Origin of the sequence: Halopseudomonas sabulinigri (genome assembly GCF_900105255.1) — a bacterium.
Classification (GTDB): domain Bacteria; phylum Pseudomonadota; class Gammaproteobacteria; order Pseudomonadales; family Pseudomonadaceae; genus Halopseudomonas; species Halopseudomonas sabulinigri.
This window is the reverse complement of record NZ_LT629763.1, coordinates 88,066-108,133: the sequence shown is the minus strand read 5'-3', so window position 1 is coordinate 108,133 and position 20,068 is coordinate 88,066. Positions and strand designations below refer to the sequence as shown.

The 20,068-nt window shown below is 58.9% G+C and carries 19 protein-coding genes; 14 read left to right on the top strand and 5 right to left on the bottom strand.

The genetic code is table 11. From position 1 onward, the window contains the following. The first annotated feature begins 13 nt into the window (after positions 1–13). The 6 genes from BLU26_RS00495 (at position 14) to cysQ (ending at position 5,680) form a co-directional block, all read left to right on the top strand. Positions 14–673, top strand: a complete 660-nt coding sequence (locus tag BLU26_RS00495) for a YjbF family lipoprotein (RefSeq protein WP_092283005.1) — start codon at positions 14–16, stop codon at positions 671–673. Further along, a complete protein-coding gene (locus tag BLU26_RS00490; protein ID WP_092283004.1) occupies positions 670–1,452 on the top strand; it encodes a capsule biosynthesis GfcC family protein in 783 nt (260 codons plus the stop codon). The genes BLU26_RS00495 and BLU26_RS00490 overlap by 4 nt, the downstream gene beginning before the upstream one ends. After that, positions 1,410–3,593 carry a YjbH domain-containing protein gene (locus BLU26_RS00485; RefSeq protein ID WP_092283003.1) on the top strand — a complete coding sequence of 728 codons (2,184 nt, stop codon included), beginning with the start codon at positions 1,410–1,412 and terminating at the stop codon, positions 3,591–3,593. The genes BLU26_RS00490 and BLU26_RS00485 overlap by 43 nt, the downstream gene beginning before the upstream one ends. A gap of 2 nt (positions 3,594–3,595) precedes the next feature. After that, positions 3,596–3,991, top strand: a complete 396-nt coding sequence (locus BLU26_RS00480) for a VanZ family protein (RefSeq protein WP_092283002.1) — start codon at positions 3,596–3,598, stop codon at positions 3,989–3,991. Between the two features lie 162 nt (positions 3,992–4,153). Next, positions 4,154–4,795, top strand: a complete 642-nt coding sequence (locus BLU26_RS00475) for a hypothetical protein (protein ID WP_092283001.1) — start codon at positions 4,154–4,156, stop codon at positions 4,793–4,795. A gap of 90 nt (positions 4,796–4,885) precedes the next feature. Beyond that, positions 4,886–5,680 carry a 3'(2'),5'-bisphosphate nucleotidase CysQ gene (cysQ, locus tag BLU26_RS00470; RefSeq protein ID WP_092283000.1) on the top strand — a complete coding sequence of 265 codons (795 nt, stop codon included), beginning with the start codon at positions 4,886–4,888 and terminating at the stop codon, positions 5,678–5,680. A 147-nt stretch (positions 5,681–5,827) separates the two neighbouring features. Here cysQ and grxD read toward each other — a convergent pair whose 3' ends face one another. Both grxD and BLU26_RS00460 read right to left on the bottom strand, forming a co-directional pair. Then, positions 5,828–6,148, bottom strand: coding sequence for a Grx4 family monothiol glutaredoxin (grxD, locus tag BLU26_RS00465; RefSeq protein ID WP_092282999.1), 321 nt, complete (start codon positions 6,146–6,148; stop codon positions 5,828–5,830). A 71-nt stretch (positions 6,149–6,219) separates the two neighbouring features. Then, the gene (locus tag BLU26_RS00460) at positions 6,220–8,313 is read right to left on the bottom strand and encodes a molybdopterin-dependent oxidoreductase (RefSeq protein WP_092282998.1); all 2,094 of its coding nucleotides are present in this window, start codon (positions 8,311–8,313) and stop codon (positions 6,220–6,222) included. Positions 8,314–8,578: 265 nt separating this feature from the next. Between BLU26_RS00460 and argF the strand changes: the two genes are divergently transcribed. Both argF and BLU26_RS00450 read left to right on the top strand, forming a co-directional pair. Next, positions 8,579–9,484: an ornithine carbamoyltransferase gene (gene argF, locus BLU26_RS00455; RefSeq protein WP_092282997.1), complete on the top strand. Its 906-nt coding sequence runs from the start codon at positions 8,579–8,581 to the stop codon at positions 9,482–9,484. Between the two features lie 14 nt (positions 9,485–9,498). Continuing rightward, a complete protein-coding gene (locus BLU26_RS00450) occupies positions 9,499–10,617 on the top strand; it encodes an ABC transporter ATP-binding protein (protein WP_092282996.1) in 1,119 nt (372 codons plus the stop codon). 196 nt (positions 10,618–10,813) lie between these two features. Here BLU26_RS00450 and BLU26_RS00445 read toward each other — a convergent pair whose 3' ends face one another. Beyond that, on the bottom strand, positions 10,814–12,079 hold the full coding sequence (locus BLU26_RS00445) for a serine hydrolase domain-containing protein (RefSeq protein ID WP_092282995.1): 1,266 nt from the start codon (positions 12,077–12,079) through the stop codon (positions 10,814–10,816). A gap of 188 nt (positions 12,080–12,267) precedes the next feature. Between BLU26_RS00445 and msrB the strand changes: the two genes are divergently transcribed. From msrB to BLU26_RS00425, 4 genes are all read left to right on the top strand, one after another. Next, complete coding sequence (msrB, locus tag BLU26_RS00440) at positions 12,268–12,795, top strand: peptide-methionine (R)-S-oxide reductase MsrB (protein ID WP_092282994.1); 528 nt, start codon at positions 12,268–12,270, stop codon at positions 12,793–12,795. Continuing rightward, positions 12,792–13,397, top strand: a complete 606-nt coding sequence (msrA, locus tag BLU26_RS00435; RefSeq protein WP_092282993.1) for a peptide-methionine (S)-S-oxide reductase MsrA — start codon at positions 12,792–12,794, stop codon at positions 13,395–13,397. The genes msrB and msrA overlap by 4 nt, the downstream gene beginning before the upstream one ends. Before the next feature lie 75 nt (positions 13,398–13,472). Beyond that, positions 13,473–13,952, top strand: a complete 480-nt coding sequence (locus BLU26_RS00430; protein ID WP_092282992.1) for an FKBP-type peptidyl-prolyl cis-trans isomerase — start codon at positions 13,473–13,475, stop codon at positions 13,950–13,952. A gap of 284 nt (positions 13,953–14,236) precedes the next feature. Next, a complete protein-coding gene (locus BLU26_RS00425; RefSeq protein WP_092282991.1) occupies positions 14,237–14,491 on the top strand; it encodes a hypothetical protein in 255 nt (84 codons plus the stop codon). Positions 14,492–14,513: 22 nt separating this feature from the next. On the opposite strand, the gene BLU26_RS00420 is transcribed toward BLU26_RS00425, so the two are convergent. Beyond that, the gene (locus BLU26_RS00420) at positions 14,514–16,391 is read right to left on the bottom strand and encodes an MFS transporter (protein WP_092282990.1); all 1,878 of its coding nucleotides are present in this window, start codon (positions 16,389–16,391) and stop codon (positions 14,514–14,516) included. 162 nt (positions 16,392–16,553) lie between these two features. Further along, the gene (locus BLU26_RS00415) at positions 16,554–17,984 is read right to left on the bottom strand and encodes an MFS transporter (protein WP_092282989.1); all 1,431 of its coding nucleotides are present in this window, start codon (positions 17,982–17,984) and stop codon (positions 16,554–16,556) included. 402 nt (positions 17,985–18,386) lie between these two features. Between BLU26_RS00415 and BLU26_RS00410 the strand changes: the two genes are divergently transcribed. Further along, the gene (locus tag BLU26_RS00410; RefSeq protein WP_092282988.1) at positions 18,387–19,562 is read left to right on the top strand and encodes a YbfB/YjiJ family MFS transporter; all 1,176 of its coding nucleotides are present in this window, start codon (positions 18,387–18,389) and stop codon (positions 19,560–19,562) included. A gap of 69 nt (positions 19,563–19,631) precedes the next feature. Then, complete coding sequence (locus tag BLU26_RS00405) at positions 19,632–20,063, top strand: anti-virulence regulator CigR family protein (RefSeq protein WP_092282987.1); 432 nt, start codon at positions 19,632–19,634, stop codon at positions 20,061–20,063. Positions 20,064–20,068: the final 5 nt, after the last annotated feature.

Genomic DNA, 20,068 nt, shown 5'->3' with positions numbered 1-20,068 from the left:
ATAAGGCGACCCTGTGAATTCGTTCTATCGCAGGGGCCCGCTGGCCCTGCTTTTCCTTGCTTTGGGTGGCTGTAACTCGCTTACCGCCACCACGATTGAAACTATCAATCTGGCTATCAAAGGCGACCTCAACAAGATTCCGCTGGAACAAATCACAGCAGTTGAAAATGATAGCCTCCTGATAAAGGCAGGCCAGGCCGAAGGCCTGTATGTACGCCAGGAAAGCTACGACGGCAGAACCGACTGGGTGGGTTTGAACGAAAACGTGCAAACCAATCATGGCCGGCTGACGCAGTTGGTCGGTTACGCCAATGACGTGCTTGCGCCGCTGAACGAGCAGGACCCCTTTTCTCAAGGCCTGTTGAACGTGACTGAGGGCACACAGGTGCTGCGGCATGTCGACTACCCGCTGGCCTATCAAAGTGGGTTGGAACAATACGCGACCTATAACCAGGGCCCTTACGAACGAATCCAGGTACTCGACCAGTTAATTGCCCTGCAACGCGTCGATGAGCAAATCTGGATGCCGCAGCTGAACTACGAAGCCACCAATTACTACTGGGTAGACCCGAATAACGGGCATATACGCCGCAGCATTCAACACATTGCCCCGGAGTTGCCGGCACTGGACATCACGTTGGTACGCCTCCCCGCCACGGAGCGGCCACAATGAGTAGAATGGCGACGGCGCTTGCCAAGGCTCTGGTGCTGACCTGCTGCGCTGGCATTACTGCTCTTGCTGATGCACAAACAGTGACCGTTACCGGTGCGGTAGCCAACCCTGGCGACTTCGCGTGGCAGCCCGGCAGCCGCCTACTGGGCGCTTCTGTGGTAGCGCAGGTGAACCAGGACGCCTGGTATCAGGGGGCGGCACTGCTACGCAAAAGCGCCATGCGCGAGCAGCGCAAACTCAAACGCGGTATTGAGTTCGACCTGCAAACCGCGATCGTCGAGGCTCGTGCCAATAACGCAACCTCCACTGTGGAACTTCTCCAGCGCTGGTCACAGCGGGTGGCAGACATGCCGGTTACGGGCCGCGTGCCCGCCGAGCTGAATCCGCTGAAGCAGTGGCTTATCAGCAGCAACCCCTTACTTGAACCGGGGGATCACATTTTTTATCCCCGCCGGCCAAACTCGATACGGGTAGTCGGCGCTGTAATGCAAGATTGCACCTTGCCATTCTCTCCAGCGCGCACACCTGTTGAGTACCTTGAAGACTGCCCCGCCCACCCGGCCGCAGACCCAAACCAGCTGTTCCTGATTCAGCCCGACGGCAAGGTGCAAACCGTTGGAGCTGCCTACTGGAATGTAGAGGACGCCTGGGTCGCCGTGGGCGCGATTATCTATGTACCCATCACGCCGGCCCAGTTTGGCACCAGCAGTGCCGACTTCAATCAGGAGCTGGCCACATGGCTGGCCACGCAGTACCAATGGGGCGAGCAAACACAGTGATACAGAAAAGACCAGCCCTGCAGTTGCACGCTCCATTGCTGACCGCTCTGTTCGTGCTTATTGCGGCTCCTGTTGCGCTATCCGCGCAGAACCCCAAGTACCGCACAACACAAAGTGACTTCGGCGGCACAGGCCTGTTGCAAACGCCAACAGCGCGCATGGCACCCGAGGGCGATATCAGTTTCAATGCTACTCGCGTTGATCCTTACAGCCGATACAGTATTTCCGCCCAGCCTCTACCCTGGCTTGAGGGTACTATCAGATATACGTCTGTGAGCAACCGCCGCTATGGCGCGGAAAGCTTCAGTGGTGATCAAAGTTTCAAGGATAAGGGGATAGACGCAAAAGTCCGCCTATTGAAAGAAAGCTACTGGTATCCACAGGTGGCTTTCGGCATGCGTGACCTGGGCGGCACTGGGCTTTTCTCCAGCGAATACTTCGTCGCCAACAAGCGGGTGTACAACTTTGACTTCAGCCTTGGGTTGGCGTGGGGCTATATCGGCAATCGCGGAGGTATAGACAACCCGCTTGGACTCCTCAATGACAAGTTTGACACCCGCGGCGAGGTAACTACTGATGTGAGCCAGGCGGGTGGGACCCGAACCAATAGCTACTTCAGGGGCCCCCTCGGCGTATTCGGCGGTATTGAGTACCAAAGCCCTTGGGAAAAGCTGCGGTTTAAGGTGGAGCTTGACGGTAACGATTACAAGTCTGAGCCTCAAGGAAACGATCAGCCGCAAGAGTATCCGGTCAACTTTGGTGCACTGTACCGCCTTAGTGACGGCATAGATCTGACCGCCGCCTGGGAGCGCGGCAACACCGCGATGTTCGGGATCACCTTACATACCAACCTTAAAGCCGGCAGCATGCCGCAGAAGGTGCTAGACCCGGCGCCGGAGGCCCGCAAGCCACTGCCCACCGGCGTGAGTGGAAACGCTATAGACTGGAGTAACGTGAGCCAGCGACTGCGCAGCAATGCTGGCATCGAGGTGCAGGAGATTTCGCTGCACGGCGATGAAGTGATCGTTACCGGCGAGCAAAAAATGTTTCGTGATAGCGCCAAAGGCCTCGGCCGCGCCGCCAGGGTACTGGACAATAGCCTGGGAGAGGGCAGCTACAATTGGTACACCTTGGTTTATAGCTCGCGTGGCATGCCTATCAGCCAAACCAGCATCAATGCCGAAAAGCTGCGTGAATATGAGCGCAATGAGATTGATCGTCAGGCTTTGCGCCGTGCTACTGCCAATGCCGTCCCTGCCGTGCTGGACGACGATATTGTCTATACTGGAGAGCTCGACAAAACCGATTTCAGCACCAACTTGGGTTATACCCAGAACGTCGGTGGTCCAGACAACTTCCTGCTGTATCAGTTTCTTCTGAGGTTTGATGGCGCTTATTACTTTGAGCGCAACAAGTGGTTACATGGCAGTCTGGGTGTCAACCTACTGAACAACTACGACCAGTTTGAATACGATGCTCCGAGCAACCTGCCACGGGTGCGCACCGATATTCGCCAGTACATGACCACCTCTGACGTACAGCTCTCTCACCTGCAATATACACAGACCAAGCAGCTCGACCGCGATCTCTATGGCATGGCCTACGCCGGTCTATTCGAGTCTATGTATGGCGGTGTAGGCGGCGAGCTTCTCTACCGCCCTTACGATGCCAACTGGGCCCTGGGTGTGGACGCCAACTGGGTCAAGCAGCGGGACTACGATCAGCGCTTTGGCTTCCGTGACTACTCGACGTTGACTGGGCATGTGACTGGCTACCTGCAGACTGGCTTTTACAATATTTTGGCCAAGGGTAGCGTCGGCCGTTATCTGGCTGGCGATTACGGCGGAACGCTGGATCTCTCTCGTCGCTTCAACAACGGCGTTTCCATAGGGGGTTGGGCTACTCTGACCAATGTATCCAAAGAAGAGTACGGTGAAGGTAGCTTCGATAAAGGTATATACGTTAGCTTTCCGTTTGATGCTTTCTTTGTACGCTCTACCACCTCTACCGGCACTATCGCCTGGAACCCACTCACCCGAGACGGTGGCGCGCGCCTGAACCGCTACTATCAGCTGTACAATTTCACCTCAGACCGAGACCTGGATCACTTTAATGACGGGTTCGGCAGCATAACGGAGTAACCATGCGGCCGACCCTGTTACGCCTCTGGGCGCGGTATCGCACCCTGTTCAAAATCGCCTTTTTTGCGCTGCTCGCATTGGGTTTGTATTTGGGCATGCGCCCAACGCCCCCGCCGACGGCGTATAGTTGGCAGGCCGCTGGCTATCACGCTGGCGGCTTGTTCTCTCTGACCATACTCAGCGCCCTCGCCTTTCCGCACTGGCGCTGGTGGTGGCGTGCGCTGTTCATGTTTGCGGTTGGCGTGGCGGTCGAGTACGTGCAGTCGTTTCACCCGACCCGGACCGCCGACTGGGCAGATATTTATGCCAACTCCGGCGGCATCGCCTTCGGGCTTCTGTGCCTCGGCGCCTATCAGCTGCTGACGTATTCTGGGAAATCGGATCGCCCGCCACGCTAGCGCGGCGACCGAAACTCAATCGCCGCCCGCAAACGCGAACTACCCCGCATCCCTGTCATCAAATTGCCATCAAAACGGCGAACTGCGCACTGCATCTCACCATTAACCACTTTGTGACTGATAAGTTCTGTAACTCACCTGAAACGACAAGGATGACGTTGCATGAGCCGAACTACTTACAGGATCAACAACCGACACTTTGAAGTATGGCGCGGCTGGTACTTCCATACGCCCAAGCCAGAACCCGAAATCCCCTACGACGTTCAACTCATCAGCTTGCGCCTGGCGGACGCCCTGCCCCCTGAAACGCTGGAGCAGATGAATGTCGATGCGCTGATGATCCAGCCTGCCGACCGCGTTCTGTTCAAGCGCCAGCGTACCGAAGAAATACTGGATGCCCAGCACGGCTGTTGCGCCTTAAAGAACCCAGAGCTCGCCCGTGCTGTGCTGGATGTACTGGAAGACCAGCACGCCAAGAAGTACAAATTGATCGCCTGGTGCATACTGCCCAACCAACTGCACGTGCTGATAGAACCCTGTTTTCCGGTGGGTCGCATCATTCAGGATTGGCGAGTGCTCACTACGCGCTGGGCTGTGCAGAACAATGAAGCACTTGGCTTGGGCCTGAATGGCAAAAGACTCTGGCTCAAGCGCTGCCAGGATAGATACATCCCTGATAATAAACAGTTGGCTGAGGCTATCCAGGTACTGCAACAAAGTCCGGTCAGAGCCGGACTTTGCGACCAGCCTGAAGATTGGCGCTGGTCTAGCGCCTATAGCGGCAAGCGCAACAAGTCGCCCTGAAGCGGGTTTCATTAACGCGCCTGCGTTGCCCATAGTTCAGTGCGGTATAAAATGACCGCATCCGCGAAATAACGCAGCAGGAGACAGGCGATGCAGGCAAGTGAACAGGCAGCGATGGTCGAATCCATCATCCAGATCGCAAAGGACGCCGGTGATTTGATTCTTGAGGTCTATAAAAGTGACTTTGAGGTGCGCGGCAAGGATGACGCCTCGCCGGTTACTGAAGCAGACGAGAAAGCCGAGGCGCTGATTTTGGCGGGTTTGAGCAAACTGCAACGCCAGTTCCCGGTGGTTGCCGAAGAAGCCCACGCGGCGGGCAAGACTCCAGAGGTGGCGGACTGCTTCTGGCTGGTGGACCCGCTTGACGGCACCAGGGAGTTCGTCAATCGCAACGGCGAATTCACCGTCAACATTGCCCTGATTGAGCATGGTAAACCCTTGTTGGGCGTCGTATTCGCGCCCGCTTTGGGTCAGCTATATGCAGGCTCACGCGATAACGGCGCGTTCATGCAGGACGCCCATGAGCGCCGCAGCGTGCAGGTTCGTGTTGCCAGCAGCGCCGGATTGGATGTCGTTGCCAGCCGATCGCACGGCGATGCCAGCGCGTTGGAGCAGCTACTGAAGGGCCGCAATGTCAAGTCTCTGGTCAGCGCTGGTTCTTCATTGAAGCTGTGTCTGCTCGCAGATGGCCAAGCCGACATTTACCCACGCCTGGGACGTACCATGGAGTGGGACATCGCAGCCGGCCATGCCGTACTTGCTGCGGCAGGTGGTCAAGTCCAGACGCTGTCGGGCGAGCCCTTGATGTACGGCAAGCACGGGTTTGAAAACCCGCACTTTGTGGCAAGCGGCGGCCAAGCCTTTTTTGCTTCCACCCCTGCTTGAGCACGCTCATGGCTGCGCGCGCGTAGCTTCAGTCTTATCTCTGCGCGGGTTCGCCGGCCCAAGGATCGCCCCTACCTCTGAGCGCTTCCCCCAACGCGCGCATAAAAAAACCGCACCAAAGTGCGGTTTTTCTTGAGCACCTACAAATTACTCAGCCGGTTGCGCAGCCTTTACCATCCCGGTCAGCTCACCAGACTCGTGCAGCTCGAGAATGATATCGCTGCCGCCGACCAGTTCGCCGCCGATCCACAGCTGTGGGAAGGTTGGCCAGTTGGCGTAGGCAGGCAGGTTGGCGCGAATATCCGGGTTCTGCAGGATATCGACGTAAGCGAATTTCTCGCCGCAGGCCATCAGCGCCTGCACGGCACGGGCGGAAAAACCGCACTGCGGAGCATTCGGGGCGCCTTTCATGTAGATCAGCACCGGGTTGTTGGCGATCTGTTCTTTAATGGTATCGATGACGTCCATGGTAAATCCTCATAGCTTGGTCAGGCGTTCGAACGCGTTTCTGGGCTGGCATTCTACAGCAAAGCGCCCACTTATGCTGCCACCACCTCAACGCTGACGCCGTTGACTGCGGCATTGCCGGTTACCGGGTCAAAAAAGCGTTCATCGGTCAGGTCGTTCACGCTCACCCCGGCGTTGCGCTCTGCCACCTCTATTTGCGTACCGCTACGGTTATGGCCCCAGCCGTGCGGCAGGCTGACCACGCCCTGAGCAACCTCATCGGTAGCGCTTACCAGTACATTCACCGCGCCAATCCGTGAGCGCACCGTTACCAACTGACCATCTTGCAGACCGCGTTCGGCCAGATCCTGCGGGTGCATCAGCAGTTGGTCGCGCGGCTTGCCTTTGACCAGCCGCTGGTAGTTGTGCATCCAGGAATTGTTGCTGCGCACGTGCCGCCGACCGATTAACCGCAACTCGCCCTGCTGCGGCATCAGGCCCTGCAGCTCTGCGGCTACACGCTGCAAATCCTGCAGCATCAGGGGCTGTGCCAGCTCAATCTTCTTGCTCTCGGTCTGAATACGGCGCAGCAGGTTCGGCTGCAAGGGCCCCAAATCAATGCCGTGCGGGTGCTTCTGCAACTCGGCCAGGCTCAGCCGCTCACCATGGGGGCCGCTGCGCATGGCAAGATCGACCATCTCGGCCGGTGACCTTGTCTCGCGCGCAGGCTGCCCATTGACACGGGCGAACGCCTGACCCAGGCCGACGAAGATCTCCCAGTCATGCAGTGCCCCTGCGGGCTTGGGCAGCACCAGCTCGTTATAACGGGTGACGTTACGCACCGCAAAGTTGTTGAAGGTGATGTCGTAGTGATCGTGCTCTAGCGATGAGGTGGGCGGCAGAATAACGTCGGCGTGGCGGGTGGTTTCGTTGATGTAGAGATCGACGCTGACCATGAAATCAAGACCGGCCAGGGCTTCATCCAGTTGCCGGCCGTTCGGGGTAGAGAGCACCGGATTGCCTGCCGAGGTAAAGAGCGCGCGAATCTGCCCCTCGCCCGGCGTGAGTATCTCTTCAGCCAGCACCGCAGAGGGCAACTCGCCGTTGAACTCCGGCAAGCCCGATACACGGCTCTGCCAGGCATTGAAGTGGCCACCTCGCCCCTTGCTGACTACATCGAAGGCCGGCTCGGGGAACAGCGAGCCGCCGGGTGCGTCCAGATTACCCGTCACCAGATTGATCACCTGAATCAGCCACTGGCACAGAGTGCCGTAACGCTGCACCGAAACGCCCATACGTCCATAACAGACGGCGCGTTCGGCGGCCGCAAACTCCCGCGCCAACTGCTTGATCTGCTCGGCTGCAATGCCACAGTGCGCGGCCATTTTCTCGGCACTGAAGGGCCTGACCGCAGCTGCCACCTCTTCCAACCCCTGAGTTGCATCGAGCGCCGGACTGGCCTTGGTCAACTCCTCGGCAAACAGCGTATTGAGCAAGCCAAGTAGCAGAGCCACGTCGGTACCGGGCTGAATAAACAGGTGTTCGCTGGCGACCTCGGCGGTTTCGCTGCGCCGCGGATCAACCACCACCAGCTTGCCGCTGCGACCTTTCAGCTCCTTGATACGCTTGCCGACGTCCGGCACGGTCATGATGCTGCCATTGGAGGCAATCGGGTTGGCACCGAGCATCAGAAAGAAGTCGGTATGGTCGATATCGGGAATCGGGATCATCAGCATGTGGCCGTACAGCCACAGCGAGACCAGGTGGTGCGGCAACTGATCGACCGATGTCGCCGAGTAGCGTTGTCGGGTGCGCAGCTGACCGAGAAAGTAGTTGCCGTGCGTCATTGAGCCATAGTTATGCACATTTGGATTGCCCATATACACGCCGACGGCGTTGTTGCCTTGCTCACGCTGAATCGCTGCAAAACGATGGGCGACCAATTCAAAAGCCTCATCCCAACCGATGGTGTGCCATTCATCCCCCACCCGCTTGACCGGCTGGCGCAGGCGTTGGGGATCGTTCTGAATATCCTGCAGTGCAATGGCCTTGGGACAGATATGCCCACGGCTGAAGCTGTCCTGTGCATCGCCCTTGATCGACAGAATACGCTCGCCTTCGGTCTCGATGGCCAGACCACAGATGGCCTCGCACAGATGACAGGCGCGGAAATGGGTTACCGACATTGAATTCACCAGGCTGATTTTATTATGTTGAAATTCACTCTAAGGCGCGGCTGACGGGGCCGCAAGCGGCAAAATGCATGGCTATTCAGTGGTTGAATCCAGCCCCGCTCGGCAGCTGGCGCGCCCCGCATTTGCCTTTGCCCGGAATTTCCCTATAAGATCGCTGCTTCTCTTTTTTTGCTGTGGCTGTTACCGGGCCGTCAGGTCGCGGTAGGGCACACTGTTTCCGGTCGGTAGACGACCGCGTTAACCAGGTAGTATGGATATGACTGCACGGCACTTCTTGTCACTGATGGATTGCACCGAGGCTGAACTGATTGGCCTGATCAAACGCGGCATCGAGCTGAAATCACTGCACCGCCAGGGTGTGGTCTACGAGCCGCTGAAAAACCGCGTGCTCGGCATGATTTTCGAAAAGGCCTCCACCCGCACGCGGGTGTCCTTCGAGGCGGGCATGACCCATCTTGGCGGTCAGGCTATTTTCCTTTCGCCGCGCGACACGCAACTGGGCCGCGGCGAGCCGATTGAAGACAGCGCGCGCGTACTCTCCAGCATGTGCGACGCCATCATGATCCGTACCTTCGCCCACGACATGCTGGAAACCTTCGCCCAGTATTCCCGCGTACCCGTGATCAATGGTCTGACCGACGACCTGCACCCCTGTCAGTTGCTGGCCGACATGCAGACCTACCTGGAGCACCGCGGCGCCATCAAGGGCAAGACAGTCGCCTGGATCGGTGACGGCAATAATATGTGCAACACCTTTATTCAGGCGGCTATTCAGTTCGATTTTCAATTGCGTATTGCCTGCCCTGAGGGCTATGAGCCGGGTGCGCAGTTCCTCGCGCAGGCCGGTGACCGTGTCCAGGTCATGCGCGATCCGCAGGAAGCAGTCAAAGGCGCACATCTGATCAACACCGATGTGTGGGCCTCTATGGGGCAGGAAGACGAAACAGAAGCCCGTCTCAAGCGCTTTGCCCCATACCAGGTAACGCCCGCCATGCTCGATGCGGCAGACGAATCGGTGCTCTTCATGCACTGCCTGCCAGCGCACCGTGGTGAGGAAGTCAGCGCCGAGCTGATGGAAGACCCGCGTAGCGTGGTCTGGGACCAGGCCGAAAACCGCCTGCACGCACAGAAGGCACTGGTCGAGTTCCTGCTCGTCGACTGACGCGGAGACGCTGCATGCCCAGTCAGTCCAAGGCCCTGCTTGAGCTCAACCAGCTCGCCTGCGGTTACGGCGAACATACCGTAGTCGCCGACCTCAACCTGCACCTGCGCCCCGGCGACATTGGTTGCCTACTGGGGCCCTCCGGCTGCGGAAAAACCACCACCTTGCGGGCGATTGCCGGGTTTGAGCCGGTCAGTGCCGGCACTATCGTGCTCGATGGCCAAGTGCTGTCCAGCGCCAGCACGCGCCTGCCGCCCGAGCAGCGGCGCATCGGCATGGTGTTCCAGGATTACGCGCTCTTCCCCCATTTGACCGTAGCCGACAACATCGCCTTCGGCATTCACAAGCACCCCGAGCGTAAACGCCTGGTGAGTGAGCTGCTCGATCTGGTCAAACTCAGCCAGCTGGGCAAGCGCTACCCGCACGAACTCTCAGGCGGCCAGCAACAACGCGTCGCCCTCGCGCGCGCCATGGCACCCGATCCCAAACTGCTATTGCTGGATGAGCCCTTCTCCAATCTGGACGGTGAGCTGCGCCGCCGCTTGTCTGGCGAAGTGCGCGAGATACTCAAGAGCCGCGGCATCAGCGCCATGCTGGTCACTCACGACCAGAGCGAAGCCTTCGCCGTCTGCGACCACGTCGCAGTGCTGAAGGATGGCCAGCTGCAGCAATGGGATACGCCCTACAACCTCTACCACGAGCCGGCCACGCCTTTCGTCGCCAGTTTTATCGGTCAGGGGTATTTCATTCGCGGGCAGATGGTGACGCCGGATACCGTCCAGACCGAACTGGGCCTGATTCGCGGCAACCGGGCCTACCGCCTGCCGGTAGGTAGCGCCGTTGATGTCCTGTTGCGGCCAGACGATGTGGTCGCCGCGCCAGATGGCGACCTGCGAGCACAGGTATTGGGGCGTACCTTTCTTGGCGCCAATATTCTCTACCAATTGCAGCTACCGACCGGCAGCGTGCTGGAAGCCATCTTCCCTAGCCACGCAGACCACAGTGTTGGCGATAGCCTGGGTATCCGCGTGGCGGCCGAGCACCTGGTGATCTTCGCTGCGCAGGGCAGCGTCAACCTGCACGCCCGGCTGCCGCTGGAGCAGGTGCTGGATGCGGGTGTCGCCAACAGTTAGCCGGTGCTCGAATCTATGCGCAGCAGAGGCTGTTTTGGATGTATTCAAAACAGCCTTGAGTTGCCACGCCGAGGCCGCTGGTCGAGCTGGAACTCGACCTTCCCAGGTGCGCTGCGGCGTTTAGCATGGGAGGGTCAGGGGCCGTCCCGACCAACGGCCTAAACCGCTACCCCGCTTTCTGCTGAAAGCAGAATGCTCACTGCTTCTGCTGCTCCACCGGCCCATACAGCGCTTGGCTGGCCGTGTTGTGAATAACCCGTGACAGACGGTAATCGGTGTTTTGCATCATACCCAGCACGATGCTGTTGTTGGTTGGGTCAATCCAGGCCCAGGCGCCCTGAATGCCCCACCACCAAAAAGTACCCTCTGGCAGATAACCGGCCGCCTTGGAATCGTTTACAACAGCCACATTCAAGCCAAACTGGTTACCGGGAAAGAACGGACCAATGTTGTCGACACCCTGCGGCAACTGGTTCTGCCGCATGAGCCGCACCGTCTCGGCCTTGAGCAGGCGTTTACCATCCAGCTCGCCCTCGTTGAGCAGCATGCGGGCAAAGCGCAGGTAGTCGTCGGTACTGGAGATCAAACCGCCGCCGCCATTGAGAAAGCTGGGCTTGCTCAGGAAAAAGTCATTCGGCAGTGGCTTGAGCGAGCCGTCTTCCTGCGGCATGTACGAAACAGCCAAGCGCTCGGCCTTATCTGGCGGTGCGTAGAAATCGGTATCCACCATGTTCAGCGGCTCGAACACGTGCTGTTTCAAATAGGCGTCAAACGGCATATCAGAGAGCACTTCGATCAACCGCGCCTGAATGTCTACCGAGATGCTGTAGTGCCAGACGGTACCCGGCTGTTGACGCAGCGGAATGCTGGCCAGCTTGTCCATCATGACCGCCAGCGTAGTCTTGGGATCCTGGATGTCTGCCTTGACGTACAGTTCATCCACCTGCGACTGCGAAAACCGGCCATAGGTAAAACCGGCGGTGTGCGTCATCAGCTCGCGGATGGTGACAGGGTGGTTGGCCGGTTCGGTCAGCGGGAAGCCATCCGGCCCCTCGGCCACGGCCACCTGCAAGTCCTTCAGCTGCGGTAGATACTTGCCCACGGGATCGTCCAGCTGGAACTTACCCTGATCGTATAACTGCAGCAGGCCGGTACCGGTGACCAGCTTGGTCAGGGAAAATATCTTGTAGAGCGAATCGTCGCGCAACGGCTTTTCCGCTTCGCGATCCTGAAAGCCATAATTGCCCCGCTGCACCACTTCATCGTTCTGATAGACCAGCGTCGCAATACCGCCAATCTTGCCCTGCTCCACCTGCGCCTGCATGGCGCTGGCGAAGGCGTCCAGCCGCTGTTGCGACAGCGCCTCGGCATTGGCTGCCTGCCCCAGCACCAAGCCGGCTGCCAGCAGCCCGCCCTGCAGCAAAACTCTGGTGCGCAGTACCCCTTCTCTGATATCCAGCATTATTGTTGTTCCTTGGAATGTGTTGGCCAGACGACTCTAGCCTGAGCGGCACACTTAGCCAAGATGGCTCAAGACAAAACAGGCTTATTTTCTGACCGCAGGCAATGCGTGACAGCCCGCTGTAACAAACGCCGCTGCGCGGCGTCAGATAGTCATCAGCCATCGCACAACCGGACAAAGGTGCTTCAATGAAACGCAGAACTCTGTTGAGCGGCTTTCTTGCCGCCCCCGCTATTCCGCTGTTGGCGCGGACCGCGCCGGCCCTCGCGGATGAAAAGACCGGGCCCCTCAAGATCACGCCGCTGGATCAGCCGGAAAGCTACTGGCGCGACAAGGTATCGGCAGAGGCGTACGACGTGTTGTTTGAAGAGGATACCGAGCGCCCCGGCAGCAGCCCGCTGGACAAACTGTATGACGACGGCACCTACGTTTGTGCCGCCTGCTACCTGCCGCTGTTCAATGCCAGCGCCAAGTTCGACAGTGGCACCGGTTGGCCCAGTTTTACCCAGCCGATTGATGGCCACATGGCGACCCGCGCCGACTACGCGCTGATCTGGCCACGTACCGAGTATCACTGCGGGCGCTGCGGTGGTCATCAGGGGCACGTGTTTGATGACGGCCCTGAGCCGCGCGGCGAACGCTGGTGCAATAACGGTGTGGCACTGCGCTTTATTCCCAAGGGCGAAGATCTGCCCGCACTGCGAGGTGATGCATGAAAAACCTTCTTCTGACTAGCGCCCTACTGCTCTGTGCCAGCCTGGCACAGGCAGCTGAGCCACTCGACAAAGGCCCTGAGGGCAGCGCAATGGCCGTTTTCTCCGGCGGTTGCTTCTGGTGTACCGAGTCGGACTTTGACAAGGTGCCCGGCGTACTGGAAACCATTTCAGGTTATACCGGCGGCGCGGCGGAAACCGCCGACTATGAGCAGGTCTCCTCCGGCCGCACTGCGCACATAGAATCGGTTGCCGTGTTTTATGATCCGCAGAAAACCAGCTACGCGAAACTGGTCGAGGCATTCTGGCCGACAATCGATCCGCTGACCGCCAACGCTCAGTTCTGTGATCACGGCCCCCAATACCGCAGCGCTGTTTATTACGCCGATGAGCAGCAGAAGCAGGTGCTCGAAGCCTCCTTGAAGAAGCTGAAGGACTCGGGGCGTTTTGACGATCCCATCGTCACTGCGATATTGCCGCTCAAGCCCTTCTACCCCGCCGAGGATTACCATCAGGACTACCACAACAAGAATCCGCTGCGTTACAACTTCTATCGCACTACCTGCGGCCGCGACGCCCGTCTGGAAGAGTTGTGGGGAAACTGACGCAGGCGTGGTAATCCGCCGAGCGAGGCTGGATAATGGCGCACTTTCATTATTCAGCCCGTATGGATTCACGTTATGCAAATAGCCGATAAAACCGTAGTGCAGTTTCACTACGACCTGTCCGACAGCAACGGACCGATTGAGAGCTCACGTAAACACGAGCCGGTACTTTACCTGCATGGCCAGGCTGGTCTGATCGACGGTCTGATCGAGGCATTGGAAGGCCGCACCGCGGGCGACAGCTTCAGCGTCACCATCGCGCCGGAAAAAGCCTATGGCCAACCGCGCGACAACGCTATTCAAAAGGTTCAGGCCAAACGTCTGCAGGGTGCCAAGAAGTGGAAGCCCGGCATGATCGCCGTGCTGCAGACCGAACAGGGTCCGCGCCAGGTCACCGTCGTCAAGCCCGGTCTGTCGCAGGTTGTCGTGGATGGCAATCATCCGCTGGCCGGTCGCGAACTGACCTTCACTATCGACATTCTGGATGTACGTGAAGCGACCGAAGATGAGCTGGCGCATGGCCACGCGCACGGTGCGGGCGGTCACCAGCACTGATTCCTGCCTCTCGGCCGGACCGGAACCCGCCCTCCCAGAAAATAACCACCCCTTTACCTAGGGGATGGCGTTAATGCTGGGCAGGTCGAGTTCCGTCTCGACCAGCGCCACTCGCCCGGCGCCACTCTCTCTGCGCAGATCGCTAACCTGCCCAGCACACAGCCAACAGCCGCGCTAAAGCCAAACCACTAATACCTGCTCGACCTGAGGTCAAGAGAAAGTTCAGCAAAAAAGTGCAAAAACCTGTAAGCTGGCTGACTACCCGCTAACCACACAGGCCCCACATGACCGCCAAAACAACCGAGTCAAAAGCACCCGCGGCAGCAAAAACCACTGCACCGAAAACCACCACCAGTAAGCGCAAAGCCGATGCGGCTGTTGCCACCAGCCAGTCCATCGACAACCAGATCGAAGCCTTTCTGTCGTCGGGTGGCGAAATCCAGCAGATCCCCAACGGCAAAAGCGGTCAGACCTACAGCTCACCCCGCGCCGGCAAGCCAGCCGCCAAGCCCGCGGTAGCGGCCAAAACCGCAGAGTAACCCAGCCCCACGTGCACAGACTCTAACGCCGATCACCGCGTAGAGTCTGCACCTGGCTTTGCAATACCGCCGGCTCAGCCTGCTCTGGCTGCAAGGCCTCCCCCGCTACCAAGCCTACCCTTGACCAGAAGCGCCGAAAAAAGCCCTTGTTCGGGTCGCGACTGAAAAAACTACCCCACAAACCCTGCAACGCCATCGGAATTACCGGTACCGGATTGCTCTCCAGTATGCGGCTGATACCACTGCGGAATTCGCTCATCTCGCCATCGGCGCTCAGCTTGCCTTCCGGAAATATACACACCACCTCACCCGCCTGCAGGTACGCATCAATGCGCTTGAACGCCGCCTCATAGATGGCCTCATCCTCCTGTCGACCGGCAATGGGCACGGTGCCGGCGGTGCGGAAGATGAAGTTGAGCACCGGCAGGCGGTAGATCTTGTAGTACATGACAAAGCGCACCGGCCGCCGCACGGCACCACCAATCAGCAGCGCATCGACAAAAGAGACGTGATTGCACACCAGCACACAAGGCCCTTCGTCCGGGATGGCCGCAAGGTTCTGATGCTCCACGCGGTACATCGAATGGCCCAGCAGCCAGACCAGAAAGCGCATGGTAAATTCCGGCACCACGCTGAAGATGTACAGGTTCACCAGTATGTTCAGCAGCGAGATAGTGAGAAACACCTGCGGGATACTGAAGCCGGCAACGCCGAGTAGCACAATGGATAGAATCGCCGAGCAGACCATCAATAGCGCATTGAGAATATTGTTGGCAGCAATTACCCGCGCGCGTTCGTCCTCATGGGTACGCGATTGAATCAACGCGTACAGCGGCACTATGTAAAAGCCGCCAAAAATACCCAGCCCCAGAATACTGCCCATCGCCATCCAGGCTGCTGGCTGAACCAACAAGGCGGTCCAGGTGTAGGCAATATTGCCCGGCGTTACGGCGCCCGAGACCCACCACAGCAATAAGCCAAACACTGTCAGCCCCATTGAACCAAAGGGTACCAGACCGATTTCAACCTTATGCCCGGAGAGCCGCTCGCAGAGCATAGAACCCAGTGCAATACCGACCGAAAACACGGTAAGAATCAGCGTGACCACGCTCTCGTCGCCAAACAGGTATTCCTTGGCGTAAGCCGGAATCTGCGTGAGGTAGGTTGCGCCCAGAAACCAGAACCAGGAGTTGCCCAGAATCGACCGCGACACGGAGGGCACCTGCTTTGCCAGACCGAGGCGCAAAATTGACCAGGACTGGCGAAAGATGTTCCAGTCCAGTGCCAGCTCGGGCAATGCCGCCGGCGCGGCGGGAATGCGCCGACTGGCCAGATAACCCAGCACCGCCAGCGCCACCACAGAGCCGCCGACCCAGTGCGCCCAAGTCGTACCCGACATCAACAGTCCCGCATAGAGCGTGCCGCCGAGAATCGCCAGAAAGGTGCCCATCTCGACCAGCGCATTGCCGCCAATCAGCTCGTCTTCTTGCAGGTGCTGCGGGAGTATCGAATATTTGACCGGACCAAACAGCGCCGACTGGGTACCCATGGCAAACAGCACCACCAGCATGAGCGGCAGGCTGCCCTGCCACAGGCTGAATGCGCCCACCAGCATGATCACCACCTCACCCAGTTTGATACGACGGATGAGTGCATCCTTGCGGTACTTTTCGCCAAACTGCCCACCCAGTGCGGAGAACAGGAAGAACGGCAGTACAAACAGCATGGCACTGAGGTTGATCAACAAGTCACTGTCGGCCGAAAAACTGAGCTTGAACAGAATCGCCAGAATCAATGCCTGCTTGAACAGGTTGTCGTTGAAAGCGCCCAGCAGCTGGCTGAGAAAGAAGGGTAAGAAGCGCTTGCTACGCAGCAAACGAAATTGCGAGTGCTCAGACATGGGCCTGAAGTTCCTTGTGCCATGGCGTTCAATCATTGAAGTACGCCAGCATACCCAAGTAATACATACCGGCGGAAGCCGGCAGCAAAGCGCAAAGGAAAAACGCCCGACACAGAGTCGGCTGACGGGCAGCACATGCTGACCGTCAGCAACCGGACCTTACTAGCCGGCCGTGCGGCCCAGTCGTGTGTTGCGGCGAACGACCCACTGATTGATGCGCTCCTGGCGCGCAGCGGTCAACGGGTACTTCCAGGCGATAGCAAAGGCCGTCATATACAACAGCACAGGCCCCAGAATATAAAGCACGCGCAACGACAGCAGCTGGTTGGCGCTGTGCTCAACCGCTTTGGCGTCAAACCCGACCAGCGCCAGTAACCCAAGCGAGAGCCCAAGGCCCAACGCCATGGCCATCTTCTGCGCCATGCCAGCGATGGCAAAAAACAACCCAGTACGGTGCTCCTTGCTGCGCGCGGTATCCAGATCAACGATATCCGCCAGCATCGACAGCGGCAGAAACTGGAACGCGGCAAAACAGAAGCCCTTGACGCAGAACAACACTGCAAAGGGCAGTAGTTGCCCGGCCCCGAGGAAGAACATGCACAGGATGCTGGCACTGGAAATCCCCAACGCCATGCAAAACGCCTTGTGCTTGCCAATGCGCTTGCCCACCAGCAGCCAGAAGGGAATACCCAGAATGCCAACGCCAAAATACAGCAGGTACATAAGACCGATCTGCGCCTGAATCTGGATCACGTGCTGCATGAAAAATACCGAGAGCGCGTTGCGGAACGATTCGCCCGTTACCACCACCAGCAGCATCAAAATCATGCGCTTGAACGGACCGTTGTTCTTCAGTACTCGCAGCCCCTGCTTCCACTCGGTACGTTGTACCGATTGCGACGGCGCTTCCTTGACGCGGGTGACCACCAGCAGGACTGTCAGCGGCAAGAGAATGATCATCAACCAAGCCATCACCGCCAGAATGGGTCCGTAGCCAATGCCCAGCTCACCGTCCTTGCCGAATAGCCAGACGGCCGACTCCATCAAAAAGCCTTCGGTCTGCCCGGCCTGATAACGCGCGCCCAACGCCTGCACTATGGCCGGTGCCAGGGCCGCAAGGAACAGCCCGATCAGTACGTAGCCCTCACGCGAGGCCACTACCCGGCTACGCTGGTGATACAGGTTGGAGAGCTCTGCGCCCCAGGCGCCATACGGCAGCGTCACCATGGTCCAGCCGAGGTACATCAACACGGTCCAGAACAGCAGGTGGCCAATACCCACACCCTCCGGTGGCATGAATATCATGATGGTGCCCATCAGCATCAGCGGCACCCCCATCACCAACCAGGGCTTGCGACGGCCAAAGCGGGTTTGCCAGCGATCACTCAGGGTGCCGATCAGCGGGTCGGTAATCACATCGGTGATCCGCGCAAACACCAGAACAAGCGCCATCAGCGCCATGTTCAGACCCACTTCCTGTGCATAGAACGGCGGCAAATACACCACCAGCGGGTAACCGATGATCGCCAGCGGCATACCGATGGAGCCGTGAATAAGAATTGTGGAGCGCTTCAATATGCCGGTGTCGGCCATGCTTTTCTCCTGGTGAGAACCTTGCGAGCCGGTCGGCCGCTTTATTGTATTTGTCGTCTCAGGGCAGGCAGGAGCATCAGAGCCCTGCGCTGTGTACGCCTGTCTACTCTATATGAAGGTCGCGCGCTAGAGCAGCTGCTCGCTCCCGACCAAAAATTGGTCAAGGCGACGACACCGTTCCAGAAACCGTTCTATTTGAGCGATATTACCTACACGAAAGCCGCACAATCACGTCTTTTAACCCACAATCAGCAGGAAGGATTTGCAACATTCATATACATTATTGGCCCAGGCGAGTGCGGCGGTGTACTGTCAGCTCCGGCCAGCAAATTGAAGCCGGCGGCAAGGCCGCCGCGTAGCGCCGTTAGCCCCTTCCCGCCTTCGTGAAATGAGAGCCCGCCGATGCCCCAAGCCCAACCAACGCCGCAAACCGCCGTCGCCGCTACGGCTTGCCTGCTGCTGGTGGTGCACGGCCTTGGCCGCTTCATTTACACCCCATTGCTTCCGCTCCTGGTGGCCGACGGTCAGCTCAGCGTGACACAGGCGGCTGACCTGGCCAGCTGGAACTACGTGGGATACCTATTGGGCGCCCTGGCCGCCATACGCTGGCATACCGCCGGCCAACTGCGCATTGCCATACCCGCCGCCCTGATCTTGCACTGCATCACGCTACTGGCACTGACGCAGAGTACCCACTTCAGCAGCTTGCTCGGCCTGCGCCTGGCCAATGGCATCAGCAACGGCATGATCTTTGTCATGGTGCCGGCACTGCTAATGGAGTGGCTGGCCACGCGGCAGCGCATAGCGCTGAGCGGCCTGGCCTACCTAGGTGTCGGTGGCGGACTGGTGATCTCGGGGTTGCTCGCCAATCCTCCCCTGCTGGACCTGCATGGCGCGCAGCGCTGGTGGCCCGCGGCGCTGCTGAGCATCCCGCTGGCAGTCTGGGGCGCTCTGGTTATGGCCAACATGGCGCTGGCGCACCACCAGCAGCCTGGTACAGCGGCCAAACGCCCACTATTTGATCGCCACAGCAATCCGCTGTTTCTCGCCTATGCCGGTGCCGGGCTGGGCTACATCCTGCCCATGACCTTTCTGCCAATGATCGCCAGCCTGCAGCTGGGCGAGCAGCACCCGATGGTCAGCCAAAGCTGGCTGATCCTTGCCTGTGCCACCCTGCCCTCTGCCTGGGTATGGAACCGGCTGGGGCTGCGCCTGGGTGACCGTAACGCGTTGATCCTCAATTACGCCATGCAGACTGCCAGCGTGTTGGCGGCCCTGCTGTTGTCAGCGCCGCTCGGCATGCCGCTGTGTGCGCTGCTGATGGGGAGCAGCTTCCTTGGCGCAGTGCTGTTGACTCAGCGCCTGGGGCGCGCCTTGCAGCCCAATCAAGGCCCACGGCTCTCCGCCGCGCTCATCGCCCTGTATGGTTTTACTCAGCTTATTGCGCCCTGGCTTGCCCGGCTATGGCTGGATCACGGCGGCCAGCTAGCTGACACGCTCTGGCTTGGCGCTGCCGCGTTAGTCTGGAGCCTGGTGTGGATGTTCAAGGTCAACCCAGTGCCCAAGCATACAAGTTGAACCTCACGCACCCGCGCGACTCCAATGCGCTATAAACGCAGGTAACCTGCAGCACAGGGAGTAACTACCATGAACAAGCGCCTACCCTACTTACTGACGGCCAGTGTGATTGCAATCGCCTTGGCGACACCCTTGCAGGCCAAGCCCGACAACCACCCTGGCCAGGGAAACAATAAAGGCGGCGGTCACCACCAGGAAGAGCGCCACGAACAACGCGAGCGAGACGCGCGCATCGATATCAATGATCAACTGGTGCGCAGCATCTTCCGTGACAACCATCAGTACGTAGACAGCCGCGACAGCCTGCCACCGGGCATTCGCAAGAATCTGGCGCGGGGCAAGCCGTTACCACCCGGCATCGCCAAGCAGATCGACCCTCGCCTCAGCCGTCAGTTGCCCCATTACGACGGTTACGACTGGCGCCAGGCCGGTGAAGACGCGATTCTGGTCAGCGTCACTACCGGCATTATCGAGGCCATTATCAACGACGCATTTGATTGACGAGT